Genomic DNA, 17,190 nt, shown 5'->3' with positions numbered 1-17,190 from the left:
AGCAAAGGGCAGCCTGAATGAGGGGCTTAGAACCAGAAGTTGTCCATATCGTGGGCACCTCCACCGGCGATGTTCCAGAAGAATTCCGCCACGGCTTCGTGGAAGTCCTTGATGCCGTAAGCGTCCATCAGCGAATGGATAACGAGACGATCGCGCTCGCTGAACTCGCTTTCAGGCCTTGAGATGATGGATTCGTCGTCAAAGCCGTCCACCTCCAGTTCAAGGTCGGAAGTAGCCATAAAGAGATTCACGGGCACTACAATGCTCGGCAGCCATTCAGCCTTTGCCGTCTGGTCGGCAGTAGGGAGACAGAATGGCGAGAGCTTGCCGTCCACGAGCTTGTTCTCGGCACGCATCAGCTTGATTTCGAGGTTGAACTTCTTGTAGGGAGTGACGAAGTGGAAATACCCCTTCATACCCACGTAAAGGTTTTCGCTGACAAACTTGGCCTTGCCGGAATGGTTTGTTGCGTTCCAAGGGTCTGTGTCGCAGTATTCGTAGCCGAAGAATTTCAGTCCGTTCACGGCCTCCTTCTTCTCAACATCTGCATAACCCGGCTTGATGTCGGAAGCAACGAAGAAGTGCTGATAGTGCTCGTTCTCGCCGTTCACGATATAATCGCCGGTAATTTCGTTGTGATCCTTGTCGAAATAGTGGATGTCGAATGCAGCAACGCCGCCACCCACCTTGGCGGCCTGCTCTATCGGAGTGGTATCGCCGAGAAGGTTTACGGTCTTGTTGTCCTTGTTTGCCACCCATTTTCCGTCTACGAGCGTATAGACGAGCTTGTAGGTCTTGCCCAAATACTTCAACTGCGCCGCGTGTGAGTTCTGGTGGAACTTCTTCTTGCCGTGCAGATGGCCGTCGTAAACGTAGATTTCCACCGATGCCGGCATCAGCATCTTCGCAGTCTTAGGCTTTTCGCCGGGCTTCTCTCCGGGTTTGTCGCCCGGTTTTTCCTTCGGGTCAGGGTTTACTTTCGGATCAACAGGATCGTCTTTGCTGCAAGATGCCGCACCTAATGTAATCATTGCTCCTACTGCGAGGTAAAGAGCAGACTTAAACCATTTTGTTTTCATAATTTTATAGTTGTTTTTAGTTTGGCTATCGCCCGTTTTGTCTTTTTAGGGTTCAAGCTGTGATTAATGAATGTGTCAGAGGACGAGGTTATAAGTGGACGAGTGGACAAGGTTACAAGTCGACGAGGAGACAAGTAAGTTACTTCTTATGTTCAGAAGAATATCAGAAGCGTAAGACTGCAAACAGTAAGATGAATGAAAAAATCTACTCGTAAACTCGTCTACTTGTGAACTTGTAAACTTCCCCACTTATTCTATCTCTATTGGAATCGTGATGTTAATATCCCACAGTCCCGTGCTTCTGTTCGTGCGCGATGGGAGATAGAAGGGCGAAGGCGTGCCGTCGTCTTCGAGCTTCGACTTTGCGGAATGCAGAAGTTCGATGGTCAGATCGAAGTTGGTGGCAGGCTGAACGAAACGGATGAAGCCCTGAAAGCCCATCGGATTCGTTGCGGCAATGTAGTTTCCGTTGTATTCGTCGGCATAGTTGTAGTCAAACGGAAGGTTTTCCTTCTTCGTTTCTCTTATATTTCCCTTGCTGCCATCGGGCAAAGTAACCGGTTTATAAACAGAGAAGAAGTGCTGATGAATCTTGTCCTGACCGTTGTCGAAGAACTGATAGTTCATCGGTTCGCCCTTGAGGTTGAAGTATTCAAACTTCAGGCAATAAACCACGTCGGGATTCTGCTCGATGTTCTTTACCTTGAACGACTTTGCCGGACTGGTAATCGTCCATCCCTTGCCTTTCTGTGTATCCCAAACCACCTTCTGCTCTACGACAGGCGATGCCTCGAAGTGCTTCATCTCGGGATTGGCATTGAACTTTCCACCTATCAGTTTGCCTTCCTGCAAGGTAAGCACGGCTTTGAAAGGGTCTTCGTGCAGCTTGTGATTGATTTCATTTTCAGGCGCATCGGGGCTGCAAGAAGCTATTCCCAATGCAAGCAAAACCCCAAGTGTGAGGCTGAATGCCGATTTAAACCATAATTTTGTATTCATATTTGTTTGTGTTTAATGTTTTTTTCTTTGTTCTTCTTTGTCATTTCGATTCTCAGAAAGTCCACGTTGCCGTACAGCGAATGTCTCTTCCTATATCGTGCGAGTAATATCTGCTTCGGTTCGTGTACTCCTTGTATTCCTTGTTGAAGATGTTTTCGCCCATCAACGCCACACGCAGCGACTGCGAATCGCTCATCCGCCAATCCACACCGGCTTCAAGCCCGAAGAGATTGTAGGATGCAGGTGCGAAGAAAACGAGGTCTGTCTTCGGGTCGAAACGGTTCTGATGCGCCACAAACCGGTGGTTTACTCCCACCCACGGCTTCAAACGTCCGTTCATCTGTGGTCTCCAACTGATAGCCTGTGTGAATCTTGCCGAAGGAATGTAGGGCAAATAACGCCCGGTGTTGCGCTCATTCGCCCATATCATCGCCGTTACAAGATGGTAATCGAATGAACGAACCGGCGTAATGTGAAGGTCTAAGTCCATCCCTCTGAAGAATGCCGAGGTCTGTTTGTACTGGAAAATGGGGAACGCTCCGGCCACAACGACGATGTTCCGTCCCGTAGGTTCGTCGTAGATGTAATTGTTTATCCACTGCAAATAGCCGTCGAGCCTTACATTCACAAAGCTGTTCTTATATTGCACAGACACAATCCACTTGTAGCTCTGTTCTGATTTCAGGTCGTCCTTGCCGATAACATACATTCCCGAACCGAGTTCGTTGCCGTTGCTGTAAAGCTCATACACGTGAGGCGCACGCCAAGCTACGCCGAAATTGCCCGTAAACCGCCAATGGCTGTCGGGTCGGTAGTGTCCGCCCAGACTGTAAGTGAAGTTCGTGAAGTTCTTGTTGCCACCATATCGTTCGCCAGTCCAGTCGTAACCGTCGGCTTCCGTGTGCTGATAGTCGAACCGTGCGCCCATTTCGGCACCCCACTTTTCCTTTCTGTATCGCTGTACGCCAAATGCACCGAGCGCAAACTCAGTATAGTTCGGTATGATCGGCACTACTCCCGTACCGCGTTCGCTGTGATTTTCCACATTCAGCAACTGTATTCCGGCATCCGTCCGCCAATCGCCATAACTCTTATGCCAGTTGAGCGCATTCTGCAAAGACTGCAAACGAAGGCTGACCGTGGGAACATCGGAGTTGTTCATACGCCGGATACGGTTTTCTCTGCGGTCGTCTTTCTGAAAGGAAGTCTGCCAAGCAAAGTTTCCGAACTTTTCTGAGTCGTAAAACAATTTCAGTATAGCCGTATGATGCGTTATCTTTTGATGGGGATAACCGATGGAACGGCTGTAAGGGGTAAACTCTACCGGCTGTCCGATGAGGATTCGCTCCAGCAACAGATTCTCATTTCCCATCTGCGCACTCTGCATTACCCCGATTTTATGGCCGAACAAGCTGTAAAATCCCTCCATTCTGAAGCTGCGCCAGCGATAGCCAAGTGCTGCCGACAGGTTCATTTCACGGTATCCCGTATTGTTCAGAATATATTTTGCCGAACGCTGGTCGCCGCTGTTCCCGTAAGTAGCCTGCACTCGCCAAGCAAAATCAGAGAGTTTCGGCATCGTTCCTTCTGCCATTCCCACGAAGGAATAGCGTTTTCCGTTCGTGCCATACATTGCGGAGAGATTTCCGTGCGCAGCCGTTGCCCCGTATGGCAAAGTCTGCTGTTCCATCAAGATAATGCCGCCGAGGGCTTCCGAACCGTATCTTACACTCTCGGCTCCTTTCACAACCTCAATGCGCTGCGCACTGTTCTTGTCCACTTCGGGTGCATGGTCGGCTCCCCATTGCTGCCCGGTAAGCCGGGCACCATTGTTTACCATCAGGATTCTGTTTCCATACATACCGTGGATAACAGGTTTCGCCACCGTTGTTCCTGTCTGAATGGAACTGACGCCGCTCACCTGCTCAAGCATAGCGGCAAGGCTCTTACCCATTGCCTGCGTGATGTTCTGTTTGCTGATGGTGGCAGACACGGCATTCACGCTCGCTTTCTTGCCTTCTCCCATTACCGTAACTTCGGCAAGACGCTGCGTTTCCTTAGACTTCTCTGGCTTCTGCGCATAGGCATAGGGTTGTAGCCCGATGACTACGGCAGAAATAACCAATAGGCGTAATTTGTGCATATCAGTATTTTACGTAATTATCAAAATAAAAATGTACGAAAGGTATTGAGTTCAGCACATACCGAACCCATAATATCAAGTAAGTCAGTGAATGGAAGCATCAGAAGAACTATCTCATTGTTTCAAATAAGAATTGAAAGATTGAGATACGTTCATACCAACCTATGACATACAAACACATCTACAACAGACTTGTATTCCAGTCTATTCCTTTCCGTGTCCGCTCATTCACTCATTACCTACCCTACACAACAAGGTGGTGCGTGGGCATTTACAGACTCAACGGACCTGTAAACAAGAATTGAAGTGAAAATCTGTGGTTTATGTATCTTGGTATAAGTCTTTACGGGGATATATTCAAATGCCTTTATTTCCCCGGCTTTGTGCATCGTGAAATCGCATACGAAGCAAACGGCGTCCACTTCAGCCTGATGCGCTGCCGTAGATTTCTCCGTATGATGGCATACGTCCTGATGAACGTGAAGTTCCTTAATGGCAAGCGCAGCCGTGAATGTCAATAATAACATCCAAGCCATCATAATGCGCATAAGGTTCGACTTTTTCATCAAGTTCCTTGTCGTTGGTTCTTTTAATGGGCAAGAAGGCGTGGTTATGCCTCCGTGCTGGTTTGTGGTTGTCTTAATTCTATCATTGCAATGCGATTTTCACGCCACAATTTGGAATCAATGCTGCAAATATATTGATTTTACTCCTAAATTTGCAAGAATCCCTAATTGTTTTAACTCCTTTTAACCACATCCATTATTAAAGAACTATCTGCAATTCCCTGTATCTGAGAATATATTTAGAGATTTATTTAAAAACAACACATATATAATTTATCCTATTTATTATATCAAAATAAATTAAATTATAAAAACAACTGATTTTTCTGCATGTTTTCTTCTAAGAAATTCCGGATGAAAACGGAAGAATGGCGAAATCAAGCAAATATACCGAGACGATGCTGACGGAACAAATACCAGTAATTTGGTATCAAGAGGGATTCTGCAAATCTCTTCAAAGGGTATTCTGCTGCTTTTATCGTCATCTTAACGAAAACGCAAAAACTTTAAAAACTGCACTTTTTTCTTCTATTTTACCCTATTTTGCAGCAAAAAGTCGTAACAAAAGTTTTATAAGTCGCAAAAAATATGTAAGTTTGCAATTAAGCAGAATTTAAACTGAATCTTTTTACATACCCAACAAAATGAAAATGAAAGTTGGACGACTACACCTATTATATATAGCACTCATTCTTTTATTGTGCAGCTGCGGAAAGAATGAACGCCGGTTTACTGTCGGCGTATCGCAATGCTCCGAGGATATCTGGCGCGACAAGCTCAACGACGAGCTTGTGATGGGCACTTACCAGTATGAAAACATAGACCTGAAATTTGCATCGGCCAACGATAACGACAAATTGCAGAAAGAACAGATCAAGAAGTTCGTAGACGAAGGCGTGGATCTGCTCATTGTATCGCCCAATCAGGTTCATACCGTATCGTCGGCCATCGACGAAGCCTACGACAAAGGCATTCCTGTAATCCTGTTCGACCGGAAAACCGACTCGGAAAAATACACGGCTTTCATCGGTGCCGACAATTTTGAGGCCGGAAGAGCAATAGGAGAGTTTGTTGTTCAACAACTGAACGGAAACGGACAAATTGCCGAAATTGCCGGACTGGAGGGTTCTTCGCCGGCCATCGAACGCCATAAAGGATTTATGGATGCCATCAGCAAGCATCCGGGCATCAGTATCGTAAACCGCAAATCGGCTGACTGGCTAAAAGAGCGCGGGCAAGTGATGATGGACAGCATTCTCAACAAGACTCCCGACATCGACCTCATATTTGCACAGAACGACAGAATGGCCATAGGTGCATTGCAGGCTGCCGAGAAAAGAGGCATCAGAAACATTCAATACGTGGGCATCGATGCACTTCCTGTTCCCGGCGGCGGACTGGAAAATGTAAGGGACGGGCATCTCGCCGCCTCATACATCTACCCTACCCGTGGCGACCTCGTTATGCAACTGGCTGCCAACATTCTCGAAAATAAGCCTTTTGAGCGCGACAATTATCTCAAGGGAGCACTCGTAACGAAGAATAACGCCCCCGTACTTCTGCTGCAAAACGAGGAACTGAACAAGGAACGCGGACGCCTTGCCAGCCTCCACGGCAAGGTAGACAACTATCTGGCACAGTACAACCATCAGAAAGTCTATCTCGTTCTCTCGGGCATCATTACCTTTCTGCTCATCGGAATCGTTGTCTACATCTACCGTACTATCGTTATGAAACGGCAGATGGAAGAGGAAGCCACCAACGCCAAGCTGCAATTCTTCACGAATATCAGCCACGAACTCCGCACGCCGCTCACGCTGATTGCCGACCCAATCGACAATATCATCCGAGATGACAACCTGAACAAGCAGCAACGCAATATGCTTCAGATTGTGAGCAGAAACGTAAACGTGCTCACCCGACTCGTGAATGAGATTCTTGACTTCCGAAAGATGCAGGACAAGAAGATGAAACTCACGCTCAGCGATTTCGAACTTACAGGATATATGCAGCAATGGCTCAACGTGTTTGAAGCCTCAGCAGAAAGAAAGAAAATCAAAATAGAACTGAACGCACCCGAAAACATCAGCGTGAGAGCCGACATATATAAGGTGGAACGCATTTGCTACAACCTGCTCAGCAATGCGCTGAAATACACCAACGAAGGCGGACGGATAGTATTTGCCGCCAAAAAAGTCGGCGACAAGGTGGAAATCAGCGTTGCCGATACCGGAAAGGGCATCCCGCGCAATGAAACCCAGCACATATTCGACAGATTCTATCAGGTAAAGGGAGGCAGCAAGGGCGGTACCGGCATCGGACTGGCCATCGTGAAGGCATTTTCCGAACTGCAAGGGGGTAAGGCCCGTGTGGAAAGTGAGGAAGGAAAGGGTGCCAACTTCATCATCACGCTGCCCCAGACCGTTGCCGGCGACAATATAGTGGATGTGCAAGAGGCCTACACCCTGAACGAGAAAGCCATAGAAGACAATGCAGCCACGAACATCTCGACAGAGATAATGACGGACAAAATCACCACTACGGACAAGGGCGAGAAGCCGTCGCTGCTCGTTATCGACGACAATGCCGACATACGTGCCTACGTGATGACGCTGCTTGGCGACAAATACAACATTCTTCAGGCTGCCGACGGCAACGAGGGACTGAAAAAAGCCATCCGCGAAGTACCCGACATCATTGTCTGCGACGTGATGATGCCCGTAATGGATGGTCTGGAATTTTGCCAACGCGTAAAGAACGATGCGCTCACGAGCCACATTCCCGTAATTCTTCTTACTGCCAAGACACTCGAAGAGCATCGCGCGGCAGGCTATGAGTTCGGTGCCGATGCCTACCTTACGAAGCCTTTCAACGGCGATGTACTGAAAGCCCGCGTAAAGAATCTGCTCGACAACCGAAAACTGATGAAGATTGCCTTCGGCAGCGACGCTTCACAACAGGAAGAAACCACTGCGCCGAAGAGTGCCGAGAGCCAGTTTGTAGACAAGTTCCGTAAAGTGATACAGGACAATCTCGGCAATTCCGACCTGAACGTAGACCGTATCAGTGCGGATATGGGCATCAGCCGTGCCCAGCTCTACCGAAAGATAAAATCCCTGACGGGCACATCGCCTGTTGATATCATCCGTGAGGCACGTCTGAAACGCGCCGACCGACTGCTGGAAACCACCGACAAATCCATTTCCGAGATAGCCTATGAAGTTGGATTCTCTTCCCCATCCTATTTCACAAAGTGCTACCGTGAGCACTTCGGGCGAACCCCGAATGAAAAGAATCCAAGGCAGTAGGAGAAAACAAGGAAACAAAGGGACGAGCAAAGAAGGAGGGAGTGCCATTAAGCACACCTCCTCTCCGTGATTTTCTGAACAGCCAAGAATCCAGTTATCCACATATAACCTTGTTTGCCCACCCATTTTTCAATCTTTTCCGAAACCATTCAAACACTCTTTTCTTCTCTCCATTCTTCCACTCATTCCAATCCAATTTCAGGCAATTTCCAAGTAACCGAAGAATAGCGTGCAATCTTCGCAAGATTGCATTGTATTCTTGCGAAGAATGGATTGCATTCTTCGCACGTTTGGAAACGGCTTTTTTATCATCTGATTTTCAAGCAATTATCCACTGAATTATCTGTAAGCTGAAAATGCAGGGCAACCCACGCTCGCAAAACAAAATCCGTGTATTGCATTTTTGTTTCATTGCAACAAAATTTATACATTGCGATTTAAATTTTATGCCCATTCCATCGGACTTTTGTTTTCTTTGCAGCAGAAATTTAAATCATCTAACTAATCCAAAAAAGTTTCGAATGGAAAACCTAAAGAAAATTCTATTGAGCACTATGCTCTTAATGTTTTGCGCCATTGTCAGTGCGCAAGATATTAATGTTACTGGAACCGTTAAGGATGCAACAGGCGAACCGATGATTGGTGCCACCGTATTGGTGAAAGGCACTTCCAACGGTGTTGTTACAGACATAGACGGTAATTTTGCGCTTTCTGCTGCAAAAGGTTCAATCATCATCATCTCTTACATCGGCTACGAAACGATAGAAATGCCAGCCAATGCCAATATGAGCATCGTGCTCAAGGAAAATGCAAGCGAACTGACTGAAGTAGTGGTTACGGGTTATCAGACACAGCGCAAGGCCGACCTTACCGGCTCTGTGGCAGTAGTGCAGACCAAAGACCTCAAGTCAAGTTCCGACCCTGACCCTATGCGTACGTTGCAGGGTAAGGTTCCCGGTATGACTATCTCCACCGACGGTTCTCCATCTGGCACAGGTACTGTGCGCATCCGTGGTATCGGTTCGTTCAATTCTTCACAGGATCCATTGTACGTTATCGACGGTGTACCAACTACTGCAAGTCTCAACTCGCTCAATATGAACGACATTGAGAGTATGCAGGTGCTCAAGGATGCGGCTTCGGCTTCTATCTACGGTAGCCGTGCTGCCAACGGTGTCATCATCATCACGACACGAAAGGGAAAGAAGGGCGACAAGGTAAAGATCAACTTCTCCTCAAACCTCACTGCACAGTTCTACAACTCACAGTCAATGATGAAGCTCAGCAATTCAAAGGAATATGCAACAGCAATGGCGCAGGCTGCACTGAACGACGGATTCGACCCGGTTGTCTACTCACGCAACTATGGTCTTGACCTCAATGCTGCCGAAGGTTTCGGTATCAGCGTATGGGATCCGGCTGCCGGCAAGTACAACAGCTATACCGTGAATGGCGCATACGACGGCTACATCAACTCAAGGAAGACTATGAAACTTTCCGATACCGACTGGCTCGATGCCATTTCCCGTACCGGCTTCTCTCAGGCTTACGACCTCTCGCTCTCAAACGCCACAGACAAGTTCACGGCTCTGTTCTCTTTGGGCTACAAGAAGTCTAACGGTGTCTTGAAATACACCGATTTCGAGAACTTCTCCGCACGTATCAACACCTCTTACAATCTCAACAAGCATGTTACCATCGGCGAGAATTCCACCATCACATACACGGATCAGGTGAACCTCTTCCCAATGGAGAATGCCTTGAAGATGTCGCCTACCGTTCCTCTCTACGAAGAAGACGGCACAACATTCGGCGGTCCTGTCGGTGGTATGAGCGACCGTCAGAACCCATTGCGCGAACTTTATATGAACCGCGACAACCGTCAGAAAATCTGGCGTGTGTTCGGTAATGCCTACATCGACATCAAACCTATCGACAACTTGCTGATTCGTTCCAACTTCGGTATCGACTTCGACCACAGCTTCATACATCACGTTATCCACACTTTCAAATCGGATGTTGTGAAGAACGGTACTGCCAACACAACGCTCAGTGCGGCCGATGACTTGAAGTGGACTTGGAGCAATACTGCCAACTATAACTTCACACTGTGGAATCAGCATACGTTCTCTGTTCTCGGAGGTATGGAACTCTATCATCAGAACCGTGAGGATATGGGTGCATACGCTGAAACTTTCGCACTTGAGAATTATGAATATATGTGGCCTGATGCCTCAACAGGCACGCAGCGCGCAACCGGTATCGGTTCAGGCTACAATCTTGTTTCTTTCTTCGGTAAGATTGACTACAACTGGAAAGACTTGCTGCTCGCAAGTTTCACTATCCGACACGACGGCAGTTCCCGCTTCGGTGAAAACAACAGATATGCCACATTCCCTGCTTTCACGCTCGGTTATCGTTTGTCAAAGCACATCAAAGCCGACTGGCTCGATGAATTGAAACTTCGTCTGTCTTGGGGTGCTACGGGTAATCAGGCTATCTCAAACACAGCCCGCTACGGCCTTTATGTTGCCGACTACGGCGATGCCCGCGAATCATCTACTGCATACGACTTGTATCTTGCAGGTTCAGGTATCTTCCCATCAGGTTTCCGTGCCACTCAGACAGAGAACAAGAATCTGAAGTGGGAAACTACCTACCAGTGGAATGCCGGCGTGGACTTCAATATGTTCCACAACAGTTTCTACGGTAGCATTGATGCCTACATAAAGGAAGTTAAGGATATGCTTATCCTGCCTGCTTTCCTCGGTGCAACCGGCGAAGGTGGCAATATGTGGAGCAATGGTCCGTCGCTGAAAAACGTGGGTATGGAGTTCCAAGCTGGCTATCGCCATACTACCGCATACGGCTTGGGCTACAACATCAGTGGTAATCTCGACTTCTACCGCAACAAGGTAACCTACCTGCCTTCAACAACTACCGGTTCATACGCTCACACAACACGTCAGAACCTTGTGGAAGCAGAAAAGCCTTACGGCTCAGTGGTCGGTTATGTAGTTGATGGATTGTATCAGAACCGCGAGGAAGTATTGGCTTCCGGTCAGGAAAATGCACGTGTGGGCGGTCTGAAGTATGTCGACCTCGACGGTAACGGAAGAATTACCGAAGCCGATCAGGATTGGATTTACAATCCGGTTCCAAACTTCAACTGGGGCTTGAACTTTGAGTTTACATACAAGAACTTCGATTTGGCTATGTTCTTCCAAGGTGTGAGCGGCGTGGACGTTTACAACAACCAGAAGTTCCAGACCGACTTCTTCAGCATCACAGACCCGGGTTCAAACAAGGGCAGCCGTATGCTCGGAGCGTGGACAACGAACAATACGTCTTCCACCATCCCTGCACTTACAACAAACAACACAGGCGATGAAGGCCGTGCCTCTACTTACTTTGTTGAACACGGCAGTTGGATGAAGATGCGCAGCCTTCAGGTGGGCTACAACTTCGCACCACAGCTTATGGACAAGCTCCATATGACATCGGCGCGTCTTTATCTTTCAGCCAACAATCTCTTTACCCTCAAGAGCAATGGATTTACCGTTGCTGACCCAGAGAACGGAAGTTGGGCATATCCACATTCAACTTCTCTGTCATTCGGCTTGCAGGTAGGATTCTAACACAAGACACTAACAAATAAAAGATTAAAACAATGAAACTTAAATATATTATTTTTGCCGCGACTTTTGGTCTGATGACCACATCGTGCAGCGATTTCATTGATGTAGACCCACAAGGTGTCGTTGATGAAAAGAAAGCCAACGAGAGTCCAGAAGAAATGGTTCATTCGGCCTACGCAATGTTGGGCAACGATTGGTATTCATATCCTTTCAACCTATGGCCTTACGGCGATATGGCATCAGACGACTGTCTGAAAGGTGGTTCGGGAACAACGGACACGGGCTATCATCCAATGGAGATTTGGTCTACATTGACTTCCCGTCCGGGCGAGTTCGATGAGCTTTGGTTCCACTTATACGAGGCTGTAAGCCGCTGCAACAGGGCATTGGTGGCTTTGGAAACGAGCGGCGAGAAGGAGCTTGGTGCTGAAAGAACCACACAAAGAGTGGCAGAAGTGAAGTTCCTCCGTGCACATTTCTATTACAAGCTGCTTCAGATGTTCCGTCAGGTGCCTTGGATTGACGAAGAGGTTTACAAAAATAAGACTTCAGAAAAGACCACCAATACAGAATTTACCTACGAGGAACTCTTCGGAAAGGTGATAAAGGACTTTGAGGAGGCATACAACAACCTGCCTGTCGAACAGAAAGACGGCGGCCGTGCCAATAAGATTGCCGCAGCATCTTATCTTGCAAAATGCTATCTGAACCTTGCTTACGGCGATGGATACGAATCTACAACAGGCTACGATCACATCAACAGCCAATACATAGCAAAGGTTATTGAATACACGGATGTGGTAAAGAACTCGAAATATGGCTATCTTGAAGACTACGGAGACATTTTCCTCCCCGAGCACAAGAACTCAAAGGAAAGCATCTTTGCAGTGCAGCATTCCGACTATCAGGACGACAACACCGTCTACGGCCGCGCAAACTGGAGCAATATGCTGAACGGTGTATGGGGAATCTGGTCGGGAGGATGGGATTTCCATAAGCCCTCACAGGATTTCGTAAATGCTTTCAAGACCGTAAACGGCCTTCCTGATTTCAACGGATATGACGACAGTATTGACTATCCTGTAAACGGCGCAGCAAACAGCCAGAAGTGGGATCCGAGACTCTTCCACACCGTGGGTATGCCTACATTCCCTTACAAGTATGAAAGCCAGTACACACTGACAAAGGAGAACAGCCGAAACCCTAACACCTATGGTTACTACTGCTCTATGAAGGAAGTGCCACAGCGTTCAAAGGGCGAAACATTCAACACTCCTTGGCAGGCATTTGCTATGAACGACTATGTATTCCGCTACACGGATGTAATGCTGATGCGCGCCGAGGCATTGATAGAGTCAAACAGACTGGAAGAAGCCCGCACGATTATCAACGACATCCGTCAGCGTGCAAAGAACTCTATTGCGAAGCACATCGGCTATGCCGACAATCAGTGCAGCATTGAGCTTTATCCGGCTTCTTACTTCCAGACAAAGGAACAGGCACGCCAGTGTCTCCGTTGGGAACGCCGTCTTGAATTGGGTATGGAGGGCAGCCGTTACTTTGACCTGCGCCGTTGGGGTATGGCTTCAAAAACACTCAACGCTTACTTTGAAAAGGAGCAGAACGACGTTTACGACGGCCAGAAATACGGTCAGTATTACAAGGACGCTCACTACACTCCTGAAAAGAACGAGTTCTACCCGATTCCTTACAATCAGTTGTACTACGTTCCCGGACTCTACAAGCAGAACAAGGGTTATTAATAATAAAAGTAAAGAACCCCGGTTGCGGATATATCCAATCCGGGGCTTTTACAATCCAACAGAAAAACAATAATAATATGAATACTATCATCAATGAAATCAAGAACGTGCAGTTCTCAAAAGGAGTGGCAACGGCATTGCTTCTTATGCTGACAATGTTTCTCTCCTCTTGTCAGGACAATGATATAGACCGTGCTGATATGATTCTCGCTCCCGTAGAAGCAGAGAATATTTCAGGACAGTTGCAAGGCGACGACTATGTTCTCACATGGCCAGCACTGAAAGAAGGACAAACGATGCAGGTTGCTGTCTACCGCAATGGCACTTTCTACGCTGCTGAAATCGTAAACGGAACAAGCTACACACAGAAATCAGTACCTACGGGCGTGGCTTACGAATTTGTGTTCAAGGTGTCTGATGGAACCAACCTTTCTTCTGGTGTCATCAAGAGCTATACACGTCCGGGTGCAGCCAGCGTTACCGGTCTTTCGCTCTCACAGATTGAGAAAGCTTCAGGATATGATGCAAAAGTAATTTGGAACGCACCTGCCAATGCCACTTCCATCCTCTTCACGGCAACCAACGGAAACGGCAGAATCATAACCGAAACGCTACCGGTATCTCAGACTGAATACACCATCACAGACGTGCGCTACAACGAGGACTGGACTGTAACCATCGTAGCTAAGAACGCCGAAGGAGCATCGCTCCCAACAACTGCTTCCCTGCATATCGGAAAGACTGCCATCGGCTTCCTCTCCATCTACAATTCTCCTTCGGAATTGGTTTCTAATGGCGACGACGACGAAGCATCGGCGTGGCTTTGGTTCCACGAACAGTATCCAAACGGCTCCTTTGTCCCGTTCAGCAGCATTGCAAGTGCTGCCGACATCGAGGAATATCGTGTGCTCTTCTGGTTGCGCGACCTCGAAGGTGTTACCGAAAACGACGTATGGAATATGCCTGCAAGCGTTCAGGCTGCCACTCCATTCATCAGAGAATGGTATAAGGCCGGAGGAAGTATGCTCCTATGGAGCCACGCAACTCCGTTCATAGGCGACCTCGGCCGTATAGACAAGACGATGCTGCAAGGAAACGACCACACATTCAGCTTCGGACTGGGGAGCAGCAACGGCGACACGTGGAAGATGGCCGTCTCTGCCAATCCCGGCGGAAAATTCTCGGCAGATTTCTCTACTCATCCGATTTATCGTGGACTGAACATTGAAAACGGAGCCAACGGTACCAAACTGCTTGCAGTAAAGGGTCCGGGATGGACAGAAGACCACAATTGTCTCTATTTTAATCTCCCTGCCACGCTTACTGGTTTTGGCAATCAGGACGAGAACTGCTACAACGCATTGACACAAACCTACGGTATCTATCCATTGGGGACTTGGGACAGTCAGACAGCCTACATTTCCCAACTCAACGTTTGGGAAGCACAGCAGGGCAATTCAGATTTCAAGGGAACCATTATCTGTATAGGAAACGGTGGATGCGAATTTTCACTAAGAAATGCTGACGGAACAGCAGACGTAAGTGCGCACCCTAAAAACAACCAATATCAGGATAACATCGAAAAGATGGCACACAACGCTCTCGAATATCTGAAGACCAGATAGGAAAAGCGATAACAAGTTGCCGAGGGAACAAGTTTACAAGTATTTACTAAGATAAAAGTAATTTACGAGTCTATTTGTTCCCTTGTTGTTTTTTACCTGTTCCTCACTTCCTTATTCCATCCTCTCCTTGTTTTCTTTCCCTCACTCCTTAATATCCATCCCTCAACTTACACACATTGAGGGACGAACATTGCGCCAGAAAGAATAGCATACTACATTCTGAACCACATTCCGGGCGTGCAAATCTCGGCGTTGCAACAAAAGTTGCAGCGATTGGAAGATTTGATATAGCCGCATTTCATCTTTTTCAGTAGATTTGCACCATAAAACTTAAATATTAACAACAATCCATTATGATAAGCAAGAAAGCCTTATTGGCGACAATGGGACTGTCGCTCTCCGTACTGCTCACTCCGGCAGTGGCACAAAACTCATTTTTAAGTGATTCACACGTAATGAAAAGAGTGCAGACACAGCAAAAATATCTTCTGCTGCCAGTTGAAGAAACAGTTGATTACAGCCACATTCGTGTAATCAAGAACAACAAAGTTGTAAAAGAATTCAACTGCAAACTGGCCATCAACAGAACCGATTACAGCGTTCCTCTGAACCTGAACGAGTTTGGAGACGACGTTCTGCTCGATATCCAATTCCACGGAGAGAAGAGAAAGACGAGCGAAATAAAGGATTATGCCTGTTGGAATGAAATGAAAACGTCTGACACTTTCGACACTTCAAACCGTGAGAAGTATCGCTCAGCCTATCATCATACTCCTCTGTGGGGCTGGATGAACGATCCCAATGGAATGTTCCACAAAGACGGCGTATGGCATCTGTACTTTCAATACAATCCCTACGGCTCACAGTGGGAGAATATGACGTGGGGACACAGCACATCGACTGACCTCATCAACTGGAAATTTGAAGGTGAAGCTATCCAGCCAGATGCCATCGGAACCATTTTCAGCGGCAGCAGCGTCGTGGATAACAAAAACACAGCAGGCTTCGGCAAGGGCGCAATCGTGTCGTATTACACCTCAGCAGGCGCAGCACAAACCCAGAGTATGGCTTACAGCACCGACAACGGAATGACCTTTACCAAGTATGAAGCCAATCCTGTCATTACCTCAAACCTTCCCGACTTCCGCGATCCAAACATATTCTGGCACGAAGAGACTCAAAAGTGGATAATGATTCTTGCAGCCGGACAGCAGATGGAGATTCGCAGTTCGACAAATCTGAAGGACTGGACACTTGAAAGCACCTTCGGAGAAGGCTACGGAAGCCACGCCGGCGTGTGGGAATGTCCCGACCTGATAAACATCGGCGGCAAATGGGTGCTCATCTGCAACATCAATCCCGGCGGACCTTTCGGTGGCAGCGCAGCACAATATTTCGTCGGAGACTTCGACGGACACAAGTTTACCTGTGAAAGCGCACCGACCACAACCAAATGGATGGATTACGGCAAGGACCACTATGCCACCGTATCATTCAACAACGCCCCTGACGGCCGCCACGTGGTGCTTCCTTGGATGAGCAACTGGCAGTATGCCAATCAGGTTCCGACCAAGCAGTTCCGTTCTGCCAATGGCTTGCCACGCGACCTCGGACTGTTCAGCTACAAAGGCGAGAGCTATCTTACCACGAAACCCTCGCCTGAAGTGTTCAATGCCTTCGCCTCAAAGCCCGACAACAAGCTCACAGCTACCTGCTACATCGAAGCCAACAACCTGAAGCACGGCGCAACCATCACACTTTCCAACGCAAAGGGCGAAAAGGTAGTGATGACATACGACGCAAAGAAAGAAACATTCGCAATGGACCGCAACAACAGCGGACAGACCGACTTCAGCAATGAGTTCAAGACAGTAACCGTGGCACCTACCTATGGAACGCTGAAATCTGTATTGATATTCATAGACCACAACAGCATCGAGGCATTCGATGCAGACGGAAAAATGGCAATGACAAACCTCGTGTTCCCCAACGAACCTTACAACAAGCTCACAGCAACAGGCTGCAAGACCAAAATCTATCAGTTGAAGTAATGTAATTTTCCGTTCATT

The 17,190-nt window shown here is 47.7% G+C and carries 9 protein-coding genes; 5 read left to right on the top strand and 4 right to left on the bottom strand.

Features of this window, described 5'->3' with window-relative positions; translation table 11 throughout:
- Positions 1-26 precede the first annotated feature (26 nt).
- From P150_RS0108205 to P150_RS0108190, 4 genes are all read right to left on the bottom strand, one after another.
- A complete protein-coding gene (locus P150_RS0108205) occupies positions 27-1,079 on the bottom strand; it encodes a hypothetical protein (protein ID WP_028897269.1) in 1,053 nt (350 codons plus the stop codon).
- Between the two features lie 249 nt (positions 1,080-1,328).
- The gene (locus tag P150_RS16220; RefSeq protein ID WP_036932329.1) at positions 1,329-2,078 is read right to left on the bottom strand and encodes a hypothetical protein; all 750 of its coding nucleotides are present in this window, start codon (positions 2,076-2,078) and stop codon (positions 1,329-1,331) included.
- A gap of 52 nt (positions 2,079-2,130) precedes the next feature.
- Entirely contained in the window at positions 2,131-4,221 is a 2,091-nt protein-coding gene (locus tag P150_RS0108195; RefSeq protein ID WP_028897268.1) for a TonB-dependent receptor, read from the bottom strand.
- A gap of 239 nt (positions 4,222-4,460) precedes the next feature.
- The gene (locus P150_RS0108190; protein WP_028897267.1) at positions 4,461-4,787 is read right to left on the bottom strand and encodes a hypothetical protein; all 327 of its coding nucleotides are present in this window, start codon (positions 4,785-4,787) and stop codon (positions 4,461-4,463) included.
- Positions 4,788-5,431: 644 nt separating this feature from the next.
- Here P150_RS0108190 and P150_RS0108185 point away from each other — a divergent pair.
- From P150_RS0108185 to P150_RS0108165, 5 genes are all read left to right on the top strand, one after another.
- On the top strand, positions 5,432-8,095 hold the full coding sequence (locus P150_RS0108185) for a substrate-binding domain-containing protein (protein ID WP_028897266.1): 2,664 nt from the start codon (positions 5,432-5,434) through the stop codon (positions 8,093-8,095).
- A gap of 521 nt (positions 8,096-8,616) precedes the next feature.
- Positions 8,617-11,733, top strand: coding sequence for a TonB-dependent receptor (locus tag P150_RS0108180; protein WP_028897265.1), 3,117 nt, complete (start codon positions 8,617-8,619; stop codon positions 11,731-11,733).
- A 32-nt stretch (positions 11,734-11,765) separates the two neighbouring features.
- Positions 11,766-13,496, top strand: coding sequence for a RagB/SusD family nutrient uptake outer membrane protein (locus P150_RS0108175; protein ID WP_028897264.1), 1,731 nt, complete (start codon positions 11,766-11,768; stop codon positions 13,494-13,496).
- A 77-nt stretch (positions 13,497-13,573) separates the two neighbouring features.
- Positions 13,574-15,121, top strand: a complete 1,548-nt coding sequence (locus P150_RS0108170) for a DUF4960 domain-containing protein (RefSeq protein ID WP_051617597.1) — start codon at positions 13,574-13,576, stop codon at positions 15,119-15,121.
- A gap of 353 nt (positions 15,122-15,474) precedes the next feature.
- A complete protein-coding gene (locus P150_RS0108165; RefSeq protein ID WP_081819302.1) occupies positions 15,475-17,172 on the top strand; it encodes a DUF4980 domain-containing protein in 1,698 nt (565 codons plus the stop codon).
- Positions 17,173-17,190: the final 18 nt, after the last annotated feature.

Origin of the sequence: Prevotella sp. HUN102 (genome assembly GCF_000688375.1) — a bacterium.
GTDB lineage: Bacteria > Bacteroidota > Bacteroidia > Bacteroidales > Bacteroidaceae > Prevotella.
The sequence above is the reverse complement of the archived record's forward strand: the minus strand, read 5'-3'. Positions and strand labels throughout refer to the sequence as shown.